16 protein-coding genes are annotated in these 24,658 nt (G+C 40.3%); 3 read left to right on the forward strand and 13 right to left on the reverse strand.

Annotated features, from left to right (window positions below; translation table 11 throughout):
* Positions 1-2 precede the first annotated feature (2 nt).
* The 3 genes from LZG74_RS11185 to LZG74_RS11195 are packed head-to-tail and all read right to left on the reverse strand — an operon-like array spanning position 3 to position 5,599.
* Positions 3-872 carry a hypothetical protein gene (locus LZG74_RS11185; RefSeq protein WP_233796668.1) on the reverse strand — a complete coding sequence of 290 codons (870 nt, stop codon included), beginning with the start codon at positions 870-872 and terminating at the stop codon, positions 3-5.
* A gap of 38 nt (positions 873-910) precedes the next feature.
* Positions 911-2,392 carry a RagB/SusD family nutrient uptake outer membrane protein gene (locus LZG74_RS11190; RefSeq protein WP_233796669.1) on the reverse strand — a complete coding sequence of 494 codons (1,482 nt, stop codon included), beginning with the start codon at positions 2,390-2,392 and terminating at the stop codon, positions 911-913.
* Positions 2,393-2,413: 21 nt separating this feature from the next.
* Positions 2,414-5,599 (reverse strand): TonB-dependent receptor, encoded by a 3,186-nt coding sequence (locus tag LZG74_RS11195; RefSeq protein ID WP_233796670.1) that lies wholly within the window; start codon positions 5,597-5,599, stop codon positions 2,414-2,416.
* A 188-nt stretch (positions 5,600-5,787) separates the two neighbouring features.
* On the opposite strand from LZG74_RS11195, the gene LZG74_RS11200 reads away from it, so the two are divergent.
* The 3 genes from LZG74_RS11200 (at position 5,788) to LZG74_RS11210 (ending at position 8,407) form a co-directional block, all read left to right on the forward strand.
* Positions 5,788-6,486: a FadR/GntR family transcriptional regulator gene (locus LZG74_RS11200; protein ID WP_233796671.1), complete on the forward strand. Its 699-nt coding sequence runs from the start codon at positions 5,788-5,790 to the stop codon at positions 6,484-6,486.
* 536 nt (positions 6,487-7,022) lie between these two features.
* Complete coding sequence (locus LZG74_RS11205) at positions 7,023-7,190, forward strand: hypothetical protein (RefSeq protein ID WP_233796672.1); 168 nt, start codon at positions 7,023-7,025, stop codon at positions 7,188-7,190.
* Positions 7,191-7,684: 494 nt separating this feature from the next.
* The gene (locus LZG74_RS11210) at positions 7,685-8,407 is read left to right on the forward strand and encodes a sensor histidine kinase (RefSeq protein ID WP_233796766.1); all 723 of its coding nucleotides are present in this window, start codon (positions 7,685-7,687) and stop codon (positions 8,405-8,407) included.
* A 918-nt stretch (positions 8,408-9,325) separates the two neighbouring features.
* On the opposite strand, the gene LZG74_RS11215 is transcribed toward LZG74_RS11210, so the two are convergent.
* From LZG74_RS11215 to LZG74_RS11250, 10 genes are all read right to left on the reverse strand, one after another.
* Complete coding sequence (locus LZG74_RS11215) at positions 9,326-10,327, reverse strand: type II toxin-antitoxin system HipA family toxin (protein ID WP_233796673.1); 1,002 nt, start codon at positions 10,325-10,327, stop codon at positions 9,326-9,328.
* 1 nt (position 10,328) lies between these two features.
* Positions 10,329-10,646 carry a HipA N-terminal domain-containing protein gene (locus LZG74_RS11220; protein ID WP_233796674.1) on the reverse strand — a complete coding sequence of 106 codons (318 nt, stop codon included), beginning with the start codon at positions 10,644-10,646 and terminating at the stop codon, positions 10,329-10,331.
* Positions 10,627-10,854, reverse strand: a complete 228-nt coding sequence (locus LZG74_RS11225; RefSeq protein ID WP_233796675.1) for a helix-turn-helix domain-containing protein — start codon at positions 10,852-10,854, stop codon at positions 10,627-10,629. Before LZG74_RS11225 ends, LZG74_RS11220 begins: the two co-directional genes overlap by 20 nt.
* A gap of 319 nt (positions 10,855-11,173) precedes the next feature.
* Positions 11,174-11,473, reverse strand: coding sequence for a transposase family protein (locus tag LZG74_RS26515; RefSeq protein ID WP_409014468.1), 300 nt, complete (start codon positions 11,471-11,473; stop codon positions 11,174-11,176).
* On the reverse strand, positions 11,422-12,114 hold the full coding sequence (locus tag LZG74_RS11230; RefSeq protein WP_233796676.1) for a transposase: 693 nt from the start codon (positions 12,112-12,114) through the stop codon (positions 11,422-11,424). The genes LZG74_RS26515 and LZG74_RS11230 overlap by 52 nt, the downstream gene beginning before the upstream one ends.
* A gap of 218 nt (positions 12,115-12,332) precedes the next feature.
* On the reverse strand, positions 12,333-12,611 hold the full coding sequence (locus tag LZG74_RS11235) for an Arm DNA-binding domain-containing protein (RefSeq protein ID WP_233796677.1): 279 nt from the start codon (positions 12,609-12,611) through the stop codon (positions 12,333-12,335).
* Positions 12,612-13,907: 1,296 nt separating this feature from the next.
* The gene (locus LZG74_RS26520; protein WP_409014469.1) at positions 13,908-14,054 is read right to left on the reverse strand and encodes an integrase core domain-containing protein; all 147 of its coding nucleotides are present in this window, start codon (positions 14,052-14,054) and stop codon (positions 13,908-13,910) included.
* 566 nt (positions 14,055-14,620) lie between these two features.
* The gene (locus LZG74_RS11240; protein WP_233796678.1) at positions 14,621-14,887 is read right to left on the reverse strand and encodes a transposase; all 267 of its coding nucleotides are present in this window, start codon (positions 14,885-14,887) and stop codon (positions 14,621-14,623) included.
* A 125-nt stretch (positions 14,888-15,012) separates the two neighbouring features.
* On the reverse strand, positions 15,013-19,398 hold the full coding sequence (locus tag LZG74_RS11245) for a hypothetical protein (RefSeq protein WP_233796679.1): 4,386 nt from the start codon (positions 19,396-19,398) through the stop codon (positions 15,013-15,015).
* A 2-nt stretch (positions 19,399-19,400) separates the two neighbouring features.
* Positions 19,401-24,656 carry a hypothetical protein gene (locus LZG74_RS11250; RefSeq protein WP_233796680.1) on the reverse strand — a complete coding sequence of 1,752 codons (5,256 nt, stop codon included), beginning with the start codon at positions 24,654-24,656 and terminating at the stop codon, positions 19,401-19,403.
* Between the last annotated feature and the right edge of the window lie 2 nt (positions 24,657-24,658).

Genomic DNA, 24,658 nt, shown 5'->3' on the forward strand with positions numbered 1-24,658 from the left:
TACTAGATTTTACCTAATGCGAACAATTTGTTTTTCGTGGTAAATGTCTGCAATTCAGAGAAGTGGTAGACGCTCGCAACCTCCTTTCCGTTTTCCATCACAGGCGTCGGGACTTCCACAACGAAATCGGCGAAATCAGGGACATTGAATGCGATGTATGCCAAACGAAGCGAATCCATAGGCTCATCGTATTTTTTGGTCAGGTCGGGCAGTACTACCGGGCCGGTATCTGTCTGGTAAAGCTTTTTGGCATTGTTGATATTGATCGTTTTGCAGGGACACTCTATAACCGCGCTCAGCCCGGTTTCCTCATTACGAATTTCTGTCTGCGTGACGATCGGCACTCCGGAAATGGTCGCTTTCTGGATTTTTTCCCAAGTGTCCAGTTCAGTGATCACAGGGGCAGCCGGAAGCCGGATGATCGGGTCTGCACCCCACATTCCGGCCATGGTTTTGATGCTTCTGTAGCTTTTCCGTGCATTCACGTGCCTTCTGAAAACCAGCACTTTCTCATCGCCGAAAATGGGCGTAAAGTCGTAATTGTCTTTGTAAAAGAGGTTTTTAACAGCAAAAGTATCTTCACTTTTACATGCACCGCCCTGGTAGTAAACCGTCGACTTGCCTGTTTTCAGGTCCGTAATGATCGTGCGGCTCTCAATCCACATCCTTACCGAGTTCATATCTCCGGTATTGCATATAAATGATTTCCCGTAATCGAGGCAAACTGCTGGTTTGGCAGAAGGTCCTGCCGTTTCAGCAGATGAAACGAGTGGCGACAATGCGAGCGAAGATGTTGCCAGCAGGCCTTTCCGTAGAAAATCCCTGCGGTTATTCTTTGCAGCTCCTCTTTTACTTACTGTTAGGTTTTTCATAAAAAAATGGGTCGGTTAAGGGTTATTACAGGTTTAGATCACTTATACCCTTCGTTTTGAACCACTTTGGGTTCAAGGCTAAGAGTTGCTTCAGATATCGGGAATAGCATCAGGTAATTTTTGCCCGCCTGTGTTTTCAATGATGGTACCAGCTCAAAAGCCTTATCAAAACGGGCCAGATCCCACCAGCGTTTACCTTCAAAGGCAAGCTCCAGCAGCCTTTCCTTGAGGATCACCTCATCATTTTTCACTTTAGTATCATTGACATAAGTGTGCTTCGCGAAACTGCTACCGTAAGCACGCTGGCGCACTTTGTTGATCTCCGGTGAAGGATCCTGTCCAAGGCCATTCTTCGCCTCAGCCTTCATGAGCAGCACGTCGGCATACCGGTAAAGGATAATATCGTCGATAAATTTTCTGACACCGGAGATCACCACCCCGTTGAACTTATAGACTACCGAGCTGTAATAGGCTTTCGTACCATTGGCTTCATTGGTGTAAATCTCTATAAATGAAGCATTTTTACGCTGATCGTCAGCTGTGAACTGGCTTCTTACAGTGGCCGAGGGAGACCATACCGAATAGGAGCCAACTAGCACACCCAGCACATCCTTTGTTTCCTGGTCGATATTTGTGGGCGTCAGGTTAGGATACGAGTACATATTGCGGTACTCGTTTTCAGGCGCTTCGATATCCTGATACCTCACAGCCATGACCACCTCTTTGTTCCCTTTATTGTCAAAATCGAAAATGCGGCCAAAATTATCCAGCAGTGCGACGTCGCTTTTCTCCACTTCATTGAGCGCATTCAGTGCTGCTTCAAAATCCGCCTGTCCGCCGTTCAATTTTTTTGCAGTCCATAAGAACACGTCCGCTTTCAGCGCATACAATGCGGGTTGCGACCATAAGTACCTGCCGGTGCCAAAACTGTTATTGGGAAAAAGTTTCTCAGCCTCGGCTATGTCGCTTTTGATCAGCGAAAATATGTCTTCTTTTTTTGCCCTTTCTTTCTGAATTGCCTCGGCCGTGTAGCCTTCGGTCGGCTCTGTCACCATGGGCACTTCTCCCCACGTGCGGACCAATACGAAATATACGAAAGCGCGCATGGTATGCGCCTGTGCCAGTATTTTATTCCTGTTGGCTTCGGACGTAAAAGTGATGCCCGGCACATATTTCAGGATCAGGTTGGCATCATGGACAATCCTGTACAACCCCTGCCAGGTGGGCCCTGAGTTGATGGACGTAATCCGGTTTTCGTAGTACACATCCTTTCCGTCCGCGCCGCCCGGGCTGCGCGCCATGGTTTCGCTCCGGGCTTCGCCCCAAATAAAATAATTCGAGGCTGTCTGATCCCGGAGCCGTACGTACATGCCATACAAGGCACCGTTAGCGTCGTCTTCAGTATTCCAGAAAGTAGCATTGGATATCTGGCTGACCGGATTAAGATTCAGCTTTTCCGTACACGAAATGCCCGATAAAATCAAAGCAAGCAGGATAATCTTTAGATTGATCTTTTTCATAGTTCCAAAGTTCACTTGTAATTAAAAGGAAGCATTAAGTCCAAAAATGATATTGCGGGGAATAGGATAACGTCCGTTGTCGCGGTCACCGTCTTCGGGGTTAAGGCCTGTGAAATTGGTGAAATAGTGCAGGTTATTGCCCGTCACATTAAACCTCAGGCTTGCGATTTTCAGTTTTTGCAGGACTTTGCCTGGTACAGTATAGCTCAGCGTCGCTTCTCTCACGGCGAGGAAATCACCTTTTTCATACAGTGTTGAGTTTCCCCTGAAAAGATTACTTCGCACCTGCTGGTCGGCCCAGTAAAATCTCGGTATGTCGGTAACATCACCCTGGTTCTGCCATGATCTGAGCAAATCGCTCGAGAGCCCGTTGTCCCCGTGGTACTGCCCAAGGAATGTTCCTCTGGTGTAGTGATCGATCGTATGCCCGGTGGTAAAGTCGAGGCGAACCAGGAAACTGAATCCTTTATAGCCCAAAGAGTTGGTAAGACCGCCGGTCCAGGTCGGATAAACATTTCCTACATAAATCCTGTCTTTCTCGTCTATGATATTGTTGCCATCCGCGTCCAGCCAATTTACATCACCGCCATATTTTGTTTTATCGGCACCTGGCACGACCATGTCCACCGGACCGGCTGCGGCAGCTTCATCGGTAGCGTAAATTCCCATCTGCTTGTATGCATACATATCTCCTACTCTTCCGCCTTCCTGTAAGCCGCCCATCCAGGCATAGTCTCCCCTGGCCGCATCCCACACATATATCCCGCCGATCCTGTTGTTCTCGGTACCATTATAGGGCAGCGACAGTATCTTGTTTTTTACTTTTGCGGCATTCATTGATACATCCCAGCTAAACGCAGATTCGCTATTTGTTATCCGTGCCGACAATTCTACTTCAATACCCTTGTTTTCCAGGCTTCCCAGGTTGGTGAGTATGCTTTCGAAACCGGTTGAATGCGGTAGTGCAAGACTGGTAATCAAATTGTCTGTCACTCTTCGGTACCGGTCAACGAGGATGGATATACGATTGTTGAACAAGCCGATATCCACACCAACGTCGAATGTCTTGGATTGTTCCCATTTCAGTTGCTGGTTTGCCAGCGACGTGTTCTGGATAGCGGCCAACCCTGCATAAGTGCTCCCTACACTATACTGTCCCTGTGCCTGGTAATCACCGAGCTGACTAATATTCCCGTTGACACCATAACTTGTGCGGAGTTTCAGCGACAAAAGACCATCGGGAAGTCCCTGCCAGAATTTTTCTTTGTGGACGTTCCAGCCCGCGGATATCCCCGGAAAGAAGCCCCATTTGTAATTTGCTCCAAGATTGGATGCTCCGTCATAGCGGCTTGTCACCGACAAAAGATACTTCTGATCAAAATTATAGTTTACACGACCAAAGTAACCGGCGATGACCTGTCTCGCTTCCGTACCACCTACCGCCTGTGGTATGGCAGAGGAATTTAAAGTCGGGATGAGGTCAGATGCTGCGCCGCGGCCGTTAGCAGTAAGGGTTGAAAAGACCCTGTCATAATATGAAAATCCCAGCATTGCATCCACTGCATGGACATTGTTGAAGGATTTTGAATAAGAAAGCGTCGCATCCGTTTGGTACTGAATCCTTTTAGAATAAGCACCTGCTGCATCCCTTGAATTCACAAGGTTGCCCGGACCGTTGAGGTAAGCTTTCAGAAAAGACCGGCTGTCGGCAGTTTCCCGGTACAACGATCCCTGAACCGTCAATAACAACTCCGGCAGGATATTCCAGTTGGTTCCCACCACCATCGTTGATTTGTCGTTGCTGTTTTTCCCTTTTTGCACACTCACAATGTACTCTGGGTTACCGATCGAGAGGTTGATGCCCGGTGCCAGGGTACCGTCTTCAAACTGGTACTTTGCTGTTGGCGGCAAGCCGCTGGACCTGCCGAAAAGATTGGTGCTCTGATAGGGTTCCTTACTGGCCGAATTGGAATACATCAGCCTTCCAAAAACCTTCACATTATTCCGCACAGCAAGTTCCGAGTTTAGATTCAGCGTAAGTCTCCGGAAATCGGAAGCAATAGCGATCCCCTCGCTTTTGAGATAACCCAATCCTGCGCTGAAAGTGGCTTTTTCGGTACCACCTGCAATAGACAAGGCATGGTTATGCGAAATACCTGTCTTGAAAAGAAGCTCCTGGAAATCGGTATCTTTGAAGATGATCGTCTTGGAAGGATCGAGCGGATCGCGCATACTTTCCCAGCCTTCCTGTAATTTGTGCTCGTTTTCCGGTGTCAGGAATTGGGTGGTGAAGGGTGTTTTGTCCGAAAGGTCATTGCCCGTGCCGCCACTTCCCGGCTGTGTAAGCAAGCTGTTCTGGGCAGGATCTTTGGCTGCGCTGGCTGCAATACCCAGTCTTTGAAAGTATATAAAATCCCTGGCCGACAACAGATCGTATTTTTTTGCCGCGCTGGATTGTGTCAGGTCGTAGGAATAGGAAATCCTTGCTTTTCCCGATCTTCCCGATTTGGTTGTTACGATCACAACCCCGTTTGATCCCCTGGCACCGTAAATAGCCGTAGAAGCCGCATCTTTCAGTACCTGCATCGATTCGATATCGGAGGGATTCAGGTCATTGATGTTGTCTCGGATCACACCGTCAACTATGTACAGGGGCGCCGCGCCGTTGGGATTGTTGATGGAAGTCCCTCCGCGCACGATCACTCTCGGCGCCGCACCCGGCTGGCCGCTGGTGGATTGCACCCGCACCCCCGAAATAGTACCCTGCAAAGCCGATGCTGCGTTCGCAAACGGCACATTATCAAGTACCCGGTTGTCCAGCTTGGAGATGGCAGTGGTTGTTTGTTCACGCGATTGGGAACCATAGCCAATTGCTACTACTTCGTTCAGCGTGGTAGCGTCTTCTTCAAGCGTAACGTTCAGCTCAGTCTGGCTGCCGACGGCAATTTCCTGAGTCTTGTAGCCGATAAAACTAAATATCAGACTTTGGCCAGCGGCTGCACGGATCTCGTACTTTCCGTTTGCATCTGTATTAATACCGTTCTGGGTCCCCTTCACTATAACCGTTACAAAAGGCATCGGGACGCCGTCCACGGCAGAACTAACCGTTCCTCTGATGATCTGTTGCTGCGCGTTTACCGTAAAAAAAGAAGCAGCAGATAAGAATAGAAGAAGAAATGGCAAAAAGCACTTATTGCTTGTTTTCATGTAAATAGAAGTTTAAACCATGGGTGTTTTGTACTTAATAATGGCAAAAGCGTAAAATTTTCTATTGATGTTTATTTGTACTACAAATGTATTGATAGAATTTAAATATAAAATAGTTTGTACAAAAATTTATTATCCTATTTATCCAACCAAAATCTTTACGTTACATTTGTGAAAAAACCTACAGAATGATTACCAAAGCGAACACACTGGAGCCCATGGAAAGCCTGTCGATGACAGACCGCGTAGAAAATATCCTCCGGGAGTATCTCACTGAAAACGGCTTTAAGCCTGGCGACTCACTACCAAACGAAACGGAAATCGCTCAGAAACTGAATGTTAGCAGAAATGTTGTACGTGAGGCGTTGAGCCGCCTGCGGATGCTAGGAATGGTCGAAACCAGAACGCGGCGTGGGATGGTCATGTCTCAGCCGGATCTGCTTGCAGGCATTGAAAAGGTGATGAACCCTTCTATTCTGAGCAAGGGAAATATGAAAGACATCTTTGAATTAAGGCTGATCCTGGAAATGGGAATTTCGGAATTTCTTTTTGCCCGCAAGACAGAAAAGGACCTTAAGGATCTGGAAGCTATTGTTCTCAAACAAAAAGGACTAAAATCCCTGACCAAGGAAGACGAGGTGGAATTTCACAGCAAGCTGTATGAAATGACCGGGAACGATACCTTTAAGCGCTTTCAGATTTTACTCCTCCCTGTTTTCGACCACGTTTTTTTAAACTATTTTGAAAGAGGAGCGCACACCGAAATCCAGAACACCAGTTCGCATTACGATTTGTTCACCGTACTGAGGGACGGCACAGCCGACGATTTCCGCAAAGCTATGCATTCGCATCTTGCACCGTATTACGACACAAGCTTTCAAAAATAGAGTTCCACAGCGTACGGTTGATAAATACCTATTTATGCAGGGAGGGCAATATTAATGGCTCCGGCACACATGGAATGCAGGGATTTTAACGGCATCGGCCTCTGCTTAGCCAGTAAAATAGTCAATGCTGCCGGCAAGACCGCAGGTGAAAGTGAGCCGGGCGAAAGCAGTAAGTTACGATGTACCTGAATAATTAGCAGCCTACCGTTTACTCAAGATCTACTACCAAACACTGGCATGTGCCGATGGTTATCGGTATTTATTGGTCTTGATGGGATGTATATCCTGAATATCCCCAAGGCTGCCTACATGATGGTCACTTTTTTCAGTATTACCACCATCATATTAAGCTTGTCTGAGTTGTTTTTTATATCAACAATCAGGTCAAGAGTAAAAGCCTGCACATTGCGGGAGGTGGGATCACAATGGCCTCAGTTATTTATCTGTTCTTTAACTCGCTCCTACCGCTTTGTCATTGCACTCTTTGCATTCAATTGCTGGTGAGATTAATCCAGGTGTTGATATTTGCTTATGGAATGAAAGATGCCGGAGTAGGAAACTGGCTTTTACTGGCGATGATCAGCGCCGTTGGCATTGCGTTGTCGCAGGCACTTGCCGCTCAGCCGATGATCGTGAGTATGTCGCTGGTTAACCCTACGGGATTGTCCTTTAGTTTTGTCGGCATGATCAGCATAGCCTTCTAGTGTTTTGAAAAAAGTAAAAGCACTAGCCAAGGATGCCTCTGAGCGTATCTGTGTAATCCCAGAAACACCACCGACGCTGAATATGTAATTATAGAGGATTAGTAAGGTGGCGATTCCTTAAAAGCAAAAAGTTGAAATGTTATGCATCATAAGTTACCGGTAAAACATCTGATCAGGCAAAGTGGGAGACTGCTTTTGTTCTTTATGCTTGTTTCGCTTCTTGTAGGAACGACCAACGCGTCCAATATACGATCTATTTTGTCTAGGGCTTTTGTGATGCTGGCACTTTTCTCGCTTACTTTTTTAGCCAACATCGGCACATTAATTTCTTATAAAAACCTAAGAGAAAATGCTACGGAAAAGATCGCGGCCAAAACATTTGTAACCGGCTACATCATCACCATTGTCATTTTCACTGTTTTTCACAATATCGATCTTTACCTTCAGAGCCGGGGCATTTATCGAACCCGCCCGACAATAACATCTTGGAAAGAATGCAGGGCTGGCGCGCATATGTGTATGTGCCCTATATCAGCCTTATCATTTATGCATTTATATACCTGATCCAGGATTTTATAGTTCACCAGTATGAGAAAAACAGGATCGAACTGGAATTACTGAAACTGCAGGCCATAAATACCGAGACGACAAACCAGTTGTTGCGCCAGCAGATCCAGCCTCACTTTCTGTTCAACGCTTTAAACAAATTAAACTCGCTGATCAAAAAGCACCCTGATACCGCAGAAGCTTATCTGATCAGGCTTTCCGATTTTTTAAGAGCATCCATTGTCCGCAATAAATCCGGCCTTGCAACCGTAAAAGAGGAATTGAAATTGTGCAACGATTATATGGAGATGCAACGGATCCGCTTCGGTGAAGCATTGGAATATGAGGTCGACATCGATGCGCCAGACGAGTGCCTCACACACACGCTTGCTTTTCTTGCTTTGCAGGCTTTATTGGAAAATGCAATAAAACATAACGAACTCACCAAGCAGCACCCGCTCATTATTTCGATCAAAAGGAAAGACGACTATATGATTGTGCGTAACAACCGGCAGCAGAAGAAAACGATCGAACCGTCTACAGGAAGCGGGCTTGCAAACCTCAGAGATCGTTATAAGATGTTATCCGGGGACGATATTGTGATTGAAAGCACTGAGCTATATTTTTCAGTAGGCGTAAAAATACTGGGAAATGAACATAATTATCTTTAATGATCCTAGCCTGACGATAACTGCGTGCGGTAATTTTCAAGCCTTTGAAAATAGCTAATCGTCCTTTTTGGGTTTGTGCGGTTTCAAGGAAGGCGTATTACCTGGAGATTCCTTATTGTCCCGTTGACGCTTGCTGGCTCTTCCGTTGACTTGGCAATTTTTTTAGGTCCTGTCTTTATTCCCATTTCGATATAGTGTTTACTAAATATAGATAATTAACTGAGACTAATAAGCTATGCCATCGATTTGAAATTGTTCAATGGGATTACCTTAATTGTGCGATCAGCCATAAGCATTGACTGCCTCAATCATAGATCCTTGATTTGCTCAGTCAATCTGATCATTCTGTCAATCAGCAAGGATTTATCTTGTCCCTCAACCGAATAGCTTTTCACCCTAAGACTACTGTGGGAGATGTCTGAGCGATGTGGCGTGGAAAGATAGGGAGCCACTAATTTAAAAATTGCCGATAAGGATCGCGCTGTTATAATATTTGACAGGTCCGCGGCTTTGAAAAAAAGAGCCAATTGATCGACGGTTAACTTGCAAAGTACCTCATCAGCAGTCTTTCTTACATAGCCAGATGACTTGATTTCCATAGCCGGTGACTCAATAATATTCTCAGTATCGCTGCGCGCTTTAAATTCAATTTAGCAGATAAACCATTTGTTGATTGTTAGGGATAGGTCATCATATTAGTTCAAATCAGCAAAAACATTTGGTGATGTATTCTTGTCAAGAGCCAAGGCCAGATTAGCCATATCCATTTTTATCTCTTTGCCCGATAAAGCATGCAGATCAAATTCGCGTTTTGTAATCTTTAAAGCGTGAACGAATCTCGGACACCCCATCCATTCTTATCACATCGTAAAACCACCCTTTCTCAGGGGGCTTTACTTCGTTCGGCTCCCACTTATTTTATATTCGCCTGACTTTTTTGGTCATATCGCTGATCCGGAAAAGCCTGTCTTTCACGGTTGAAACGTAGCTGTTCTTGCTTTCCAGTGACAAGCCTGACTTTTTGATCATCTCTACTGTCTTTTCCTGGGCGTTAGTGTAACTTTCAAGTATGGTTGAAGCCCTCTTCTCTGTAACTGCCAGGCGCTTCCCAAATTCAATGAAATCCGGCCTTCCGAAGTAACCGTAGGCCGAATAAAATGGCGCGTCCAGGCAGTCTTCGTATAGCTCTAAGGCGATATCGTTCTCATAGGGTGTGTGTAATTTCGTGCTCATCAGATCGTAAGCAGGCGTGAGCCGATATTCTCCTGTTTGAAGCTGAATCAGCGAGAAATTCTTGAGATGAGCATCACCGTTGCCAACTACATAATTAAAGACTACATGCCTGAAGAGTTCTTCAAGCGCGGGAAGTGCTGCCGGGACATGCTTTTTGATTAACGTACCTATTTCTTCATAGGTGGCATCGTACTTGTAATTTTGCCCGTGTAAGACACTAGTCCGGTTTAAAAGCTGGGCAAAATCCTCCTGTTGATACTTGGTTTGATCGGGCTTTAAATCAAACCTTCGGGTAATGTAGGCCGGCTCGCCGTCACTGAAATAGATTAATCCGTTTGCCGCCGTACGTAAACGGAATAGCTGCCGGGCAATTTGCATAGTCAAGTGCTCGTTTTCTGGCGAATCTTTAATTGCAGCAAGCTGGGTGGAAGCAAGAACAGGTTTAATAATATACTCACCCGCATTTTGGGTCATTACCAGTTCTTTGTTTTCCAGACGTAGCGAGTATTTGAGCTGAACGCCCGAGATGGACAATCGGGTTGTATGTTTTTGAAATTCGGCAAGATTGTTAGCCTTCGGTGCTGGGAAATTCAACACACAGGAGATTTTTTCTCCATCAAAAAGCTCCTTGCTACATTTTGAGCAGAAGTCTTGTTTGGTCTCTTTGTAACAGGATGAGCATTGCATATTACTCAGGTTTTACTGTGATCGCGCCAATAGTGTCCTCACCTGCCGTCGCCAATAGTCGCCGGAAATGATCGTCTTCATCAATTTTCAGGGCACGGCATTGTATGTCTTTGTTTACCCCCTCAGACAAAAGCCCGAAAAAGAACGCAAATAACTCCTTTGAAAGATGCACACGCTGGCTTTTAGGAAGGGTAAGGCTTATCGCCTTCTTTTGCGGATCTGTAAAGTACAGCTCTTCATACTCGAAGCTGTACTGACCGCCCGAATCTTTTTGCAAATAGCCTGCTAGCTCCCCGTTGTTATAGACCAATCCTTTCATTGCCTGTCATTTTAATGTTCAGATTAATGCTCAGGCCGAGTACTTCCAGCAATTTTTCAAAAGAGTCAAGCGAAGGGTTACCCTTGCCACGTTCAATCGTATACAATGTCTTGGAAGTTATACCTGCCATCTGGGCAACATCTTCTTGCCTAAGACCCAAATCCTGGCGGCGAATGGCAAGAAAACTTCCTAATTCATGTCTGTCCATCGGTATTATGTTACTGATTTTTTCGTGTATAACGTTATACTAATAAGTGATAGTTCCGAATCAGTAATATATTTCTGATTCATGAAAGTATCAAAGGATTTATTTCTTCTGATAATATTAGCAATGCCGATCGGTAACATAATACTGATTGCTATTCAAGTGGTGGATAATCGCCCTAGTGAAGGGCTAATCGGTAAAATATTACTGATTAGCTCTTCACTAGCGTTTGAGATAGGAACTTTTAAAGTTCGGCATTAAAATTCCAACCCAGTTGTGCTGTGCAGGGCAAGTAAACTTGCCCTGCACAGCACAACATTCTTCAAAAAACAGCCCCCCGTTGTGCGGCGCCCCCCCCCCCCCCCCCCCCCCCCCCCCCCCACAACTGGTAATTTAGCCATAAGTCCATTTCTTTTGATATGAATTCACTGCCATTATCGCATTGAATGCGTTCCGTAAAACGGCCTTCAACCAAGCAAATCCGGCTTAGTTCAGCAACAACATCAATACCTCTTAGCGATTTTCCAGCCAGTAACGCGTGGCAAATTTTACTACAATTATCGACTACAGTTAATACTCGAAACCGCTCACCGTTGAAGAGCGCATCCTGGACAAAATCCATACCGCGCGGCGTCCGCTCCACACCTTATTTATTCCTTGGGTGTCCAAGCGTTCCAATCGGTGCTCAGCGCTACGGCTCCTTCTTGGTCTCTTAGTTCGCAAATTCAGCCCACAGGCCTTATAGACACGATAAACTCGTTTGTGATTGTCGCTGAATCCTTCTCTTTTCAACAGCACAAAGATCCGGCGAAACCCGTATCTAACCCTCGTATTCGCGATCTCTTTCATTCGCATTGCTAGTAATGTGTCGTCACGGCGGTGGCGCTTATAATAATACATCGCTCTTACTAACTTCACACAGCGGCAAGCTCTTTGGATCGAGACCCGATAATTGGATACCAACCAATTGGCCATTTCCTTCTTGTAAGGAGACTTCACAACTTTTTTTTTAATAAGGTCCTGCAGCATTTGCTTGTCCAGACTTAGGTCTGCCACGAGCTTTTTTAGTTGGGCGTTTTCTTCCTCGAACTGGCGCAGTTTTCGCAGCTCAGCAACACCCATTCCGCCATATTTTTTCTTCCAGCTGAAAAAAGTAGCTTGGGATATGCCCAGTTGCCGGCACATCTCCTCGACCCGGGTGCCTATCTCTGATTGTCTGAGTGCAAAAGCGATCTGCGCTTCAGTGAATTTTGACTTTTTCATAGTGACAAATTACATTTTTGATCCGTTTTTGCCACCAAAAATCTCTTGTTTTCAGCTGTCTCGTTTGCAGGGGGAGGTCAAGTCGATCGAGCTTGTCGATTTCAAGATCGGCAGTCCGGTATTTATATTTTATAAATTCCTTGGTATGTTCAAAAGACGTCTTATAACGTTCCAATGTACCAGGAGCAAAGTCCGTACCTACCAACTGCGACATCTTGTCATTGTGCTCCTGGAAAAATCTCCAAAATCATTTTAGGCCTTACCGCACTTCCGACAAGAATGTTTTTTACAGATTCGGCTGTAATATGTCGTCCAGCCTCTATTAGCTGCCTGTGCACTTCATAAACTTTTGACTGGATGGTGTCCAAATATGCGTCGAGAATCTTCACATCTTCCCTGGTATCATTCTTTCTTCCAGCTGACGAGTTCCACTTTGCTGGCTCGCATTCCCTTTTGGTACTAATTTCAGTCCTTTGGCCATCTACTGTCAATCTCATCTAGATCGGCAATTCACCTTTGACATAATTATTGCGCTTTTTAAGATAAAAGAGCAAAGTGAAGCTTTTTGTTAACATGGCAATCAGATTTTAAGTGATTTAAAATTATGATCGCAGCCTATCAAAATCAAGATATTTAGGCCGTAAACAGGTTCATAGACAAACTGTTACGGGGAATTTGGTAAGCACTTTTTTTCCTTCCAACTGCTCACCGAATTGCTCACAACATTTTGGGAATGCTTGAAAAATTCGACATAACGTCGAAAGAAAAAAAGTCTGCAAATGGCTGATTTTCAGGCTTTTGATGTGTTTTGTTATTGATTTCTGCAGAGAGAGAGGATCTGAAACACGGTAGCTAACTACTTGTAAAACAGTTAGTTGCAAGCTCCTGAAAATAACTTCCACGATTCACGACATCAGCTCAAAAAGCCGCGCAAAAACTTATATAACTAGCTGATTATCAATTAATAACAAACCAGATTTTCTACAAAGTTATGAAATACTTGTCTAAAGGCAAAAATTGGGTTGATTTCATCTGTATTTTAGGTTCGAATCGTTGGTGTCCGAGAGTGTGAATCCTTATCGAGCATTCAGAAAATCGCACTTTTGCCCCGCTAATATAACAATAACACTAAAAGCGGCAACGTCATGGTTAAGCTAAGGAAGTTAACCCTGAGGGAAACTTGTCTTAGAAGGGGGCTTCAGCAGAAAGCATACTCTTATATTATTGTCAATTCGAGCCTTCAACTCTTAACGTCATGCATATCTAAGATAAGAGGTTCGAAAGTTTCAATTTCGTCACATGTAACGTATCAAGGCGTCAAATCTTCGAGAGGTTGACGAGGTAACTATACAAGGTGTAAGAAACACTAACTAACGCCGATACACGCTGTTGACGACGGGCTATCTTTAACCTTACCTTTTGTATGAATATAGGTGAGAGTATTTCACTGTAGTGTAATTGCAACCTTTTTAACCCTGCTCTTATCAATCTAGGATTAACTAAAATACCCCTTTGGATTATAATTTCCTGATTACCAATTATTAAATAATTATTTGGGTGGTTCTATAATTTGACGGAATACACTGTCCAAAAAGCAAGCTGCTTTTCCTCCGCTTGTTGTAGGCTTCCCATCTTTAGAGCGGTCGCGATTTAGATATTATTGTTGAGGTAGTAGTTAAATCTCCTTTTGTCACGGCATTTTCTTTCAGCAGTCTGTACTTTTCATTTGGGGTTAGGCCCTTCATTGATCTGTGTGGATGCTGGCTGTTGTAATTGCCAAGCCGCTTATCCGACTAAATGCGTAGCTGTTCCAGAGAATCAAAAACGTAAACATATAGAATGTCTTCTAGGCAGGTTCTGTTCAGTCTTGCGTTGTACCTGTTCTGCATTGGCTTTCCTGGCTGACTAAATTTTTTTTCAATCTGCTTTTTTTGCACCACTTGCCCAGTTTCTTGGTGATGTACTCCGGGCGATTATGTGTTCTTATCGCTAACGGCAATCCGCGCTCCAACTCAAACTGCTGCAAAATCTGAATTACTTTTACCGGCACAAATGGAATAGTCTGTATGCGCTGCAAGTGCTTCTCTACTAGCACTATCCACGACTATTAATGTTCGCACGCGTCTTCCAGAGCTAAGAGCAGCACTGATAAAATCCATACTCCAGGTTTCATTCAACGCATTAGCCTCAATTAAAGGCTGTTTCGGTCTTTTCAGAATGCGTCTTTTTCGCTTACGCCTTAATTTGAGATCCATACTTCGATAGTCGAAGCACACGTTTGCGATTCCATGGTAGGCCTCTGTTTCTCAAATTACCGTAGTACCAATCAAACCTCTAGTCGGATGTTCTTCCGCCAACTCATAAACATATCTATGACAGGCAGGTCGTTCATGACCGTTTGTAATAAAGACACCCGTACTTAAACGCAAAACTCTGCACGCCCTCTCAATGCTGAATCCAGCTTCCTGCGAAATATCGGAAACAATTAACCACTTCTGAGCAGGCTTTAAAGCTTTTTTTCGATAATCTCTTTTGCAAGTCTGTGATCAAGAGCTAATTCCGCATACATGTGTTTCAGACGGCGGTTCTCCTCTTTGAGTGCCTTCAATTCAGAAAGTTCCGAAGCACCCATACCGCTGTACTTCTTACGCCAATTGTACAATGTCGCCTTAGAGACGCCATTTTCCCGAGCGACGTCATTTGCCTGTTTGCCAGAATCCAGGCCTTTGAGGATTTTGACGATCTGACTTTCTGTTAATGTGTTTCGTTTCATAGCAGATTAAAATTAGAAAATTTGTCTAATTCATCACCACTCTGTTTTTAGGGAAGCTTACACGATATTTGACCTGCTCGTTGGTTACTGCAAATTGTAAATATGCATGCTTTTGTTGGAAGTTTTCATAACATATTGTTGTTAATTTCAAAGGTATTTACATGGACAACTCTACTATTCTTGTTCTCAATTAAGTTGTCGAAAGTTGTATCGTTATCATTGTTCCAATCCTCTGTTTCAATAATAACAACTTGATAATCTGTATTATTTCTATAGAAGATAAAATCAATTTCTGCTACCTTATTATCCAACTTTAAAAATGCAGAACCATCTTTTTCTTTAACTTTATCGGAAACATGCCATTTAGCTTCTGATTTCAATCTATGGCGAATGACTAAATAAAATTTTGAACTATTAATTGACGAATTTCCTATTTTGACAGAAGATTCATCGTAAGACATTCCAACTTTAATAAATCCTTTTTTATATCCGTCGATAGATTTTAGACCATATTCCAGTTTAATATTCCTTGTTGGTAAAATATACACATATCCTGACTTAGTTATTTCCGAAAGTCTACAATCCTTAGAAATATCTGTTTCCTCATCATTATTATAATTGAAAGAATTTTCTTGAAAATGAACAATTGAGAATCTTAGAAAAGGACTATGTAACTCTCTACCTTTGTCATCATTAATATCCATTTCCACATCCACATACCACAGGCTTAGCTCCTTATCGAATTTGGGCAAATAGGACATAAGTCCTAAGTCCTTTACATATTTCGGACTAAAACTCTCCAAGTCATCGGATTTCATATTAGTTCCAAAATCTTTCAAATCATATGGGTCATTAACTACAAAATTTGATTTAGTTAATAGCACGTCTTCATTTCTAAACAAGCCATCATAAGGTTTAAGCGAATCGGAAACTATATCTCTACCCACGATTGAAACAAGATCCTTCGTAATCAAATAATCATTGTATTTAGCTTGAGGTTCATTAACAACAAATCCGATACGTTCTCCTTTTCCAGAAGTTAACCTTCCTCGTTCAAAGAAAAATCTCAACCTATTCATTGATGCTTTCCTATGAATAGTTTTATTAGATGTTCTGTCTTCAATTACTGAAACCAAAGTAATATTTTTATCAGATACAATAGGAGCATTCGGTTTTTTACTGCTTAAAACTCGAACTAAAAATGCTTCCGAAGAAAGTCGGTTGAATATTTCTTTCGACAAATGAAAATCCTTCCTTAACAATTTTTGCTCCTCGCCATTGACGGTATCCTCATCAATAGTTCCCCAGTATTTTGGGTAGTATGAAGTAAACTTTGACTTGCTCTTTATCCAAAAAAACTTTTCGATAAACTTTGTTTCCTTAACATCATAAGAAAGTTGAAGGTCAACTGCATAGTTTTTAAAATCATTTCTGTGTGAGGCAATTTTATTTAACGTCGCTTCCATTTTATCAATTTGTTTTGATACGTCTATAATTGCTTCAAATGTTGCGGGGGATTCTTTGTCAGTGTGTTTGAAATGTAATTTATCAATATGATTGATAGGGTCATTGGGAGTCCCGTTATCTGTAGTAACATGCTTGGGGTTATCATCATATTCTTCCCACTTTGCATATACTTCCAAAGTACCAGTAGGCACATTTCCTTCTAAATAACGAACAATCCCAGCTTTATCTAAATAAATACCTGTTTGTTCAATATTTGCAGTAGTCGTTATCTCTAATATTGTTTGATCCTGTTTCTTATCACATTTTAGTATGTTGTTAAACTTAGGTCTGACAAGAGGACGTTGTGTAGCATGAGTAAGGCTGAATTCTAAGGGTGGGGTTAACAATTCGTTGTTACCATAACGGATAAAGTCATTGTAATTACCATAAGTTTCTAATTGGTTTTCATAATCTTCTGATAGTATGGTTCTAGCAGAAACGAAAAGCTCATCTCCTTTCTCTACTCTTATAATTATTTCCTCTTCATTGGTGTTAACCGATATTAACTCACTTCCAATATTGTAATCTTGAAGAATCAATTTCCAAGTACATATCCTAGGATATTTGCCACTGAAGTAAAACTCCAATTGCTCATACTTTTCATAACGCACGGCTTTTGAAAGACGGCTTTTATCTTCATAAAACTCAAATCTAAAACCTATAGATAGCGGATCTGGTAAGTAGTTTATTATTTCATGTTTTTCCCAAGCATCTGGAATATACCATTTATCGGGATAGAATTCCCTCATTGTCGTTGAGCCTTCAATTATTTCATCAATGTCATCTGTAGAATAAAATTTCCCATCAATGATATTGTTGTGGTTATCTCTTTTAGGAGTGTTTATGTTTTTGGGAAAATGATGTTTTAAATACCACTTATACGATTCCTTTGTTGACATTTCAAATATCTTGTTATGCCAAAAGGAATGTTGAAATGAAATAGCAGGGGGAAGAATGTGACGAATAGATGTTTGTTTTGTTTTATAAACTTTGTCATCATCAAAGTTACTAAAATTTCTGATTACCATTTTATGTAAGGATTCACCTTCCCTAAGCTTTATTGGCGTTTTGCCATCATTTTCAACTAATCGTTCTTGCAATAGAAACTCAATTGGCTTTACCGGTTCATTTCTCTTAAATGTGAATTTACTGACGTTCAGAAAATGACAAGTGTCTTCCTTAATTTGAATAGAGGTTTCAAAAGGAACTGCCCATCCATTCTTATATTCAGGTGTAAGAATCACTTCATATTCCCGACCAAAAACCAGTTTTTTGTTTCCATTTGCCTTTTCACTCTCAGACTTTGGAAAAGAATATTCAAAAAGTAAGTTCACCAAACTACTATCTGTATTTAACTTGTCTTGTGCATTTCTCCTGGACCTATTTTTATACTCAACTCCAGTTATAGTGTATTTCTCAAATAAAAATCTACTAAAATACTCGATTACAAATTTTGTTGAATCATCCGTAGAGCCTTCATCTCTTGATGGCTCAAAATTTTCTTCATTTTCTACGTTAGAAAAAACACTTGGATATCCGATATTTTCCCCTGACCAATTTAGCATGGCTTGATCAGTAATTAATTTCTTAGAAAGAACACCGCCTTCTTCGATTAATGCGTGAGTGCCGGTATCAGCAGAAATGGAAACTTGTTGGAATTGAAATTCGTCGGGCAGCGCAAATGGAAGTTTGTTATGTTTTAGCGACAAAACCCTTTGGCCCAAAGGTGTTAATTTAGAAGATGCTTCACTATTATTTTGAGCAGCTATTCTATAACCCCTTCTAATATCGCTCAGAAAAACTGTATCTGTTATTGGTTCAATATTTAATTTCTTAGCTTCTATTAGCGCATCCCTTTCGACTTTGGCCAAAGTTTCTTTTGAACTATCATAGATATTGATACCCAGTGTTAAAACAGAGGAGTCTATTTTAATAAGTTCTTTCCTTAGCAAGAATTTCTCTGACTCCATTTTAGTGGGGTCATTAAGTTGTTTGAATAACTCTTTATACTTTTCTCTGAGACCCTTTAAACTTATTAATTTACCACCAACATCATAATTCCTTGCTTCTAATTTTATCGGAAGGTTAGCAATTGTCGCAGATTCTTGGACTAATATGATACTATACTTCTTATGATAATTGCATTGTGTTTTTAGGTGCTCCCAGTTGAGACTATTTTGGACTGCCTCCTTAGGTGAAAACGAAATCGTAAATGTAGAAATGTCATTTACTAGTTCCTCAAATTCCTTTCTAGGCATTTCAAAATCTATTGTTTTACCAAATAGCCTTTGTAGAACAATGTTTGAATCTAAATACGACCATACATCTAGCATACAATTTATTGAGTCAAAAATAGATTGATGTTTGCCTTTTGAACCCTCACTAATTGTTACTTTGTTTTGCATAGAATTGTAATCCTCTGAAAACATTTGAATCCCTTGCATTTTTACATCGATATCAGCTATTGATGCTTCAAGTGCTTTATATTGTTCCTCAAACACGGATTCAAATTTCTTATCATCTCTTTCTAAAACAAGAGATTGATATTGACTTATTGCTGCCTGTCTTAAAATCGTTGAATCGGGTATTGGATTTTCGGGTGTACTTCCTTCGAAAAATGTAATGACAGATTCTGTACTTAGGTTTAGATTTGGCATATATTTTGGCATAAATTCTTCCACTCTTAGCCTCCGGGCGAAGTTATTCTCATCTTTCAGAAATTCATTCCACATTGTTGGAACGTTTCTCAGGAATTCATTTTTGAAACAGAAATCACATTTGGGTACTTCTTGTCCGTTTATAATAATCCTAAAATTATTTATTATAGAACCTAAGTATTTAGAGCCAAAATTTTTAATAAACTCTTCTAGTTGAGTTGCCTCACTTGCTATGTCTGGATTTAGGTCAATGCAAAGCGAAAACCTGAAGAATTCCTTCCCATTTTTATTTTTATAATATCCAAATGGAATAACATTTGTTCTGATATGGTTGATATCTGTAGCCATATTTAATCGATGTAAGAGTTAATGAATGTATCCCACTCTGTTTGAGTTAAGGGTTTAACAAAGCGTTCAACTGGAGCAGCCAGCTCTTCATCAAAAGCTCTTTTGTGCTTTTTCAAGGTTTCTGTTTCGACACTTAATGAACCAAGGGATAATACAGAGATTCCGTTTACCTTTTCATAAGTTTCAAAAGCTTTTTGAATACTTCCCGAATTATTGTTAGCTGGCTGTGCACCCGCTAACTTTTTATAATAAGAGGCAGAGAATGACCTTTTAAAAAATCTACCCAAACGAATTTCGTAAGACACGGTGCATCTTCCTTCCACATATCCACCTTGACTTTTTACGCCCATATAAAAACGGGCCGTAATCATTATAAACCAAAGTTTGACTCTCCCCTCAACAAGGAAATAGCCTTCAATAGTCACACCTGTTTGGTCTTTTCTGTAATATAGCCCAACAGCAAGTTTTACCTCACCTCTTAATGGTCCAAGACTCAAACCAAAATAGCCACCAAATTCAATACTAACTTCAATCAAAGTGATTCCCTGTTTAGGGTTTCCGATTACGAAAAAGTGAAAGAATCCTGTGTATATGCCAACAGAAAGTTTTGTTTTATTTTCTGGGGAGCCGATACCTACACCCAATTCCATAGGTCTATTGGTAAAATGTAGTGTGTAAAGAACTCTGAACAAAATGTCCCTAAATCCGAAGGAAGGAGCCCCAATAAATGGAATAGGCAATAAGTATTCTATATCTACTTTATGAGGCTGTATTCTCACGGAGAAATTATCCCCAAGCAACTTCTTGAATAGACCTTCCAGAGCTTGAACAAAGGAAAAAGCACCTGCAAACTGGACATCTCTGATCTTTACTTCAAACTTTTGTTTTTGATTTGTTCCTGCTACAAAATATACTTCATTAAAATTGACTATTATTGCTTTAAGTAAGCTAATACCAAAGTTATTTAACCTATTTTCGGCGAGAAAATCTACCTTTTGAACAACTGCCGGGAATCTATTTGGTTGAAAATAAGTCGTATTCGTGACTTGTACCGAAAGAGATGTTTTAGGGTTGCTTGAAGCTAGAAATGAAACAATTCCAAAGTCTGCATTTTTAAAGGAGGATGTTTGCCACGTGTAATTAATTTCTTTTTTTGAAAGAGAAGTAAGTATGTTAAGAAGTTCTTTTCCTTTTACAAAAGCATATATCAGTTCTTGGTTTCCTGGGTCGTTTAATATGTCCCTTTCCTTTTCATCAATTTTTTCTTTTATTAATTCAATGATTTCTTTACCCGCAGAATCAACCTGTTTTTTGAGGAAGCTTTCATAGTTCACTCTTTCCCTAAGTTGCTCTTGCATTTTATTTTTAAATTCGGACTCCTTAGCAAGAATATCATCCTTAAGCTTCCTAAAATCTGGCAAGCCAATGGAATTCAAAACAGTGTCAATGCTCTCTTGCCCCACTGAATTTAAATACTGAGTTAATTTTGTTTCACTCTCTGAGATTAGCTTGTCAAAGTTTTTTCTGTCAGTATCGTATTTTGATTTATAATGTGCTTCGAGCGTTTTTCTATTACTTAATATGTTGTCTTTAAAATCCTTGTCTATCGCCGCTCTTACCGAAGGCAGCAGAGCATTATTCAATTTTGATTCGAATGTTTTAATATCTTGTATAGATTTATTGAAAGTATCAACAAGGTGAGGTATGTTAACTGTGTCAACAATGGAATTAAGGTAGGAGATTGAATTTTGAATCTTTAATATATCTTGTTCAAAATGTTTTATTTTCTCATACTCTGTCCTGTACTCATCTTTTCTTAATTCGTCAATAAGCTTCTGTGTCCTTTCATTTCTCCTTTTTAAGTCGTGTTCAATTTTCTTATATTCATCAGAGGCTTTTAATGAAATCAATTTCTTGCTTAAATACATATTGTATTTAGCTTCCATATCTTGGGGAATAGAAGTTTGATAGTCATCCCACGTCTTAATTTCTTCGTTTAACGCATTAGAGTATGCCAAATATGCATCGTATGAAGACTTAATTAAGTCATCTATTCCTGCTTTAACTTTACTGTATTCAATTAAGATTTCATCTTTCTTAACCTTACCAATATCAATTAGCAAGTATTGTGTGTCATTAATAAAGTCCTTGATGTAAGTTTCAATTATTCCCGTGAGGCCAGGGGCATTTGTCTTCATATTCGCCAAAAGCACCTTTGAATCATTAAGTATCTGGTGATACGGATATATTGCTTCAGCTTTACTAAGCAACTCAGTGGTCAAATAATCGAGTAATTCATCCTTCTTAGCATTTGCAATATTTGCCACTGAATTGGCTTCTTTAAGAAATGTAATCTTGCATTTAGAAACCTCGCTACTAACCAGTTTTTCAATTTCAGAAGCTAAAAACTCTCTATTAAACTTATCCTTTAATCCCTTGATTTCATCCTGTGTGTTGTCTATATTTCTTTGAAGGTCTTCTATTATCTCTTGGAATCTTAATACTCTATCATTAATATACTTCAAGTCAGCTTTTATCTCAAGATAAATTGGATTGTCTAACAGTTCGTTCTTTACCGTATCAATTTTTGAAACGACATTTTTTATATCATTAATAGGGGCTTCATAATCAGGAAACACCTCTTGCAGAATATCAATTAAACTTATTCCGTTAAATATTTCGGGCGTTTGTCGAAGTAGGTCAGAAGGATTGAATTTTTCAATTTTATCAGTAAATTCTGTTGCCTGTTCGTATTTTTTATTTATTTGCTTTCCAACGGCTAAGCTTTGCTTGACAAGACCAATAGATTGAATATCAAAGTCAGGATTAACTAGCCCTCCAATTGCGCTACCTGCACCACTGAAAATTTGTTTTATTCTTCTGTATCCATCCGATTTTCTTTCCAGCCATTTTCCATCGACATAATCAAGTATTTTATCCGTGTTTTTTACAAAATTCTCTGTGTGATTAAATATTAATCTTGCCTTGTTGTAAACAACTTCAACACCCTTAACAAGTTTCTTCCTTTCAAAACCATAATTGATAAATTCATCATTATACTCAATAATTGAAGGTATTGGTTCAGAAGTATAACCCTGAATGTTTTCTACATAAAGTTGAGCCCTTTTTACTTGGGGGAATAAGGGAAAAAATCGTTCATTGAAAATCGATTCTAGTTGGACATTCTGCCCCGATGGCTGGATTTTATTTGCTTTAAACTCTAAAGTTTCACCCAAAGGCTCTTTACAAAGGCTGAAATAATATTCAATGTAATCAGTTTTGGCAACATTCGATTTATTGGATAGTTCTGCCTTATCTCCAGTTATGTTTGAGTAATCCGAAGTATAGGCGACCTGAGAATCAACAAACCTGATCTGTCTTCTTTCAATTCTATCCTTCGAAGAAAAATTTTCGTAAATTGCTTTTATGCAGTTATCGTTCAAGCCAGTTTCGATGAGAGACTTTCGAATGAATAAAAAAGTGCTGGAAAAATGTATCTCCTTGTTATTCCAGTCAAGCCCTTTGAAATCTAAATAGACATCAGATTTATCAGTTTCTGAAATAGGCCAGAAGGCAAAAGGATTATTCGGCGAGCATTCTCCACAATCAATAATGGTATCTGGCTTAACATCATTTTTTAATGTAATTATAGGAGGAGAAACTGATTTAATTGAGCTAATTTTTACAAAAGCCCATCTTTTATAGTGTGTATTCCACTTGTCGGGCAATATATTTTGGTTCCAAATCGCTTTATCTATCCATACATCGTTAGCATCATTTGAATTACTATCTCCATCATAAATGTCATCATAACTGTGTATAGTACCATCTTTTTGGGAGGATGGAGGATATCTTCTTGCCTGGATGTAATTGTAAGGCTCTTTTTTATTTGGTTCATCTTTTACGAAAAGATTATTATCAAAGTATGAAATATCTTTCTGGATAATTTCAATATACTCTTTGAATTCCATGTATGATATTCCATTCTTAATATTTCTTTGCCCAATTTTTATATGTAATGCTTTTTGACCGGTAACAGAAATTACTCCTATTCTGGCCACCTTAATATATTCATCTCTACCCAAAGTAAAATGATGCTCATATTCGGCTAAGTCAGAGCCCTTTGGAGGATTGAAGTTTTTGTATTGGAACTTTGCAATGGCACCCAATCCAGTCAATGTCAAGCCTCGTGTTTCAATATTCCATTCCTTAGCAGTGTTGTTTCCTCTTCCTAAACTTGTCAGGTAAACAACTTCATTTTTATCAAGTAAAGTCGGCAAATAGGTAATTGGTTCGTCAGGACAATCACTATTATCTCTTTTTGGCTTTGTATTCTTTCTTGGAATATAACCAACACCTCTTAATGGCGGGCTTTTATGCCCCTCTACTGTATCAAAAAATAATTGTGTCGACCATATTTCTTCAACCGTTCGTACTACTTTCCCCCTTGAGCCATTATAAACAAATCTTGTTTTAGGAATTCCATATGTATCAGCGAACAAGGTTTTACCATTTTCGCTGTATGGAGAGGCCAACAACCCTTCCGGTATTTCTAAAACAGTTAGCGGGAAGCTAGCTTCCTTAAATACAGTTTTGCAAATATTTTGGTAAAGAGAACAGATATACCCTTGTGAAGGATTTGATTCATCATCAGAAACTGATGTTTCGTTGTTTTTCTCAAAATCTTGCCAATTTACATTTGTAAATTCTTTATAATCTTCTTTTACAGGAATCAAGAGTTCATATATTGTTGAGTTGTTCCAATTCAAGAGATTATTGATATCGCTTAAATCAATAAATGTTTGTCTTTTTGTTGTAAGCGTTACCCTACCTTTGACCTGCGACTCAACAGTTACATTAGTAGGGAAAAGTCTGAATGACAAAAATGAAAATCCAGAAATTTTTGATTCAGTTCTTTTGGAAGTATTTGAATACTCATCTTCAAATTTCTGTTCTCTAATTAGTTCTTCCGAAACGTGTTGTTGTGGTATTTTTACAACCATAAATGCCTTATCTGTGTTTGGGAGTTTTTTTAATAGTTTCCCTTCAATTTTTGCATTTATAAAATAGAAATGGAGATTCGTAAGATTGTTTCCAAAGTAGTGGAATTCATCATTATAAAAACATTTCTTTACAGTTGTATTATCAACTTTTAACCACCTTGCTAAAGCGGAAATTGTGGGGTGTAAGGCAAACACGCCCATGGAAGTTAATTTGATAAAATTTCTTCGTGTTTTGTTGTAGATGTTTTCTGCCATAA

Source organism: Dyadobacter sp. CY327, assembly GCF_021390415.1.
Taxonomy (GTDB): Bacteria; Bacteroidota; Bacteroidia; order Cytophagales; family Spirosomataceae; genus Dyadobacter; species Dyadobacter chenhuakuii.

Bases quoted from the DNA above. Each gene is read 5' to 3' on its own strand.
- LZG74_RS11185 (WP_233796668.1), bottom strand. From the start codon at position 872: ATGAAAAACCTAACAGTAAGTAAAAGAGGAGCTGCAAAGAATAACCGC.
- LZG74_RS11190 (WP_233796669.1), bottom strand. From the start codon at position 2,392: ATGAAAAAGATCAATCTAAAGATTATCCTGCTTGCTTTGATTTTATCG.
- LZG74_RS11195 (WP_233796670.1), bottom strand. From the start codon at position 5,599: ATGAAAACAAGCAATAAGTGCTTTTTGCCATTTCTTCTTCTATTCTTA.
- LZG74_RS11200 (WP_233796671.1), top strand. From the start codon at position 5,788: ATGATTACCAAAGCGAACACACTGGAGCCCATGGAAAGCCTGTCGATG.
- LZG74_RS11205 (WP_233796672.1), top strand. From the start codon at position 7,023: ATGAAAGATGCCGGAGTAGGAAACTGGCTTTTACTGGCGATGATCAGC.
- LZG74_RS11210 (WP_233796766.1), top strand. From the start codon at position 7,685: ATGCAGGGCTGGCGCGCATATGTGTATGTGCCCTATATCAGCCTTATC.
- LZG74_RS11215 (WP_233796673.1), bottom strand. From the start codon at position 10,327: ATGCAATGCTCATCCTGTTACAAAGAGACCAAACAAGACTTCTGCTCA.
- LZG74_RS11220 (WP_233796674.1), bottom strand. From the start codon at position 10,646: ATGAAAGGATTGGTCTATAACAACGGGGAGCTAGCAGGCTATTTGCAA.
- LZG74_RS11225 (WP_233796675.1), bottom strand. From the start codon at position 10,854: ATGGACAGACATGAATTAGGAAGTTTTCTTGCCATTCGCCGCCAGGAT.
- LZG74_RS26515 (WP_409014468.1), bottom strand. From the start codon at position 11,473: ATGGATTTTGTCCAGGATGCGCTCTTCAACGGTGAGCGGTTTCGAGTA.
- LZG74_RS11230 (WP_233796676.1), bottom strand. From the start codon at position 12,114: ATGAAAAAGTCAAAATTCACTGAAGCGCAGATCGCTTTTGCACTCAGA.
- LZG74_RS11235 (WP_233796677.1), bottom strand. From the start codon at position 12,611: ATGAGATTGACAGTAGATGGCCAAAGGACTGAAATTAGTACCAAAAGG.
- LZG74_RS11240 (WP_233796678.1), bottom strand. From the start codon at position 14,887: ATGAAACGAAACACATTAACAGAAAGTCAGATCGTCAAAATCCTCAAA.
- LZG74_RS11245 (WP_233796679.1), bottom strand. From the start codon at position 19,398: ATGGCTACAGATATCAACCATATCAGAACAAATGTTATTCCATTTGGA.
- LZG74_RS11250 (WP_233796680.1), bottom strand. From the start codon at position 24,656: ATGGCAGAAAACATCTACAACAAAACACGAAGAAATTTTATCAAATTA.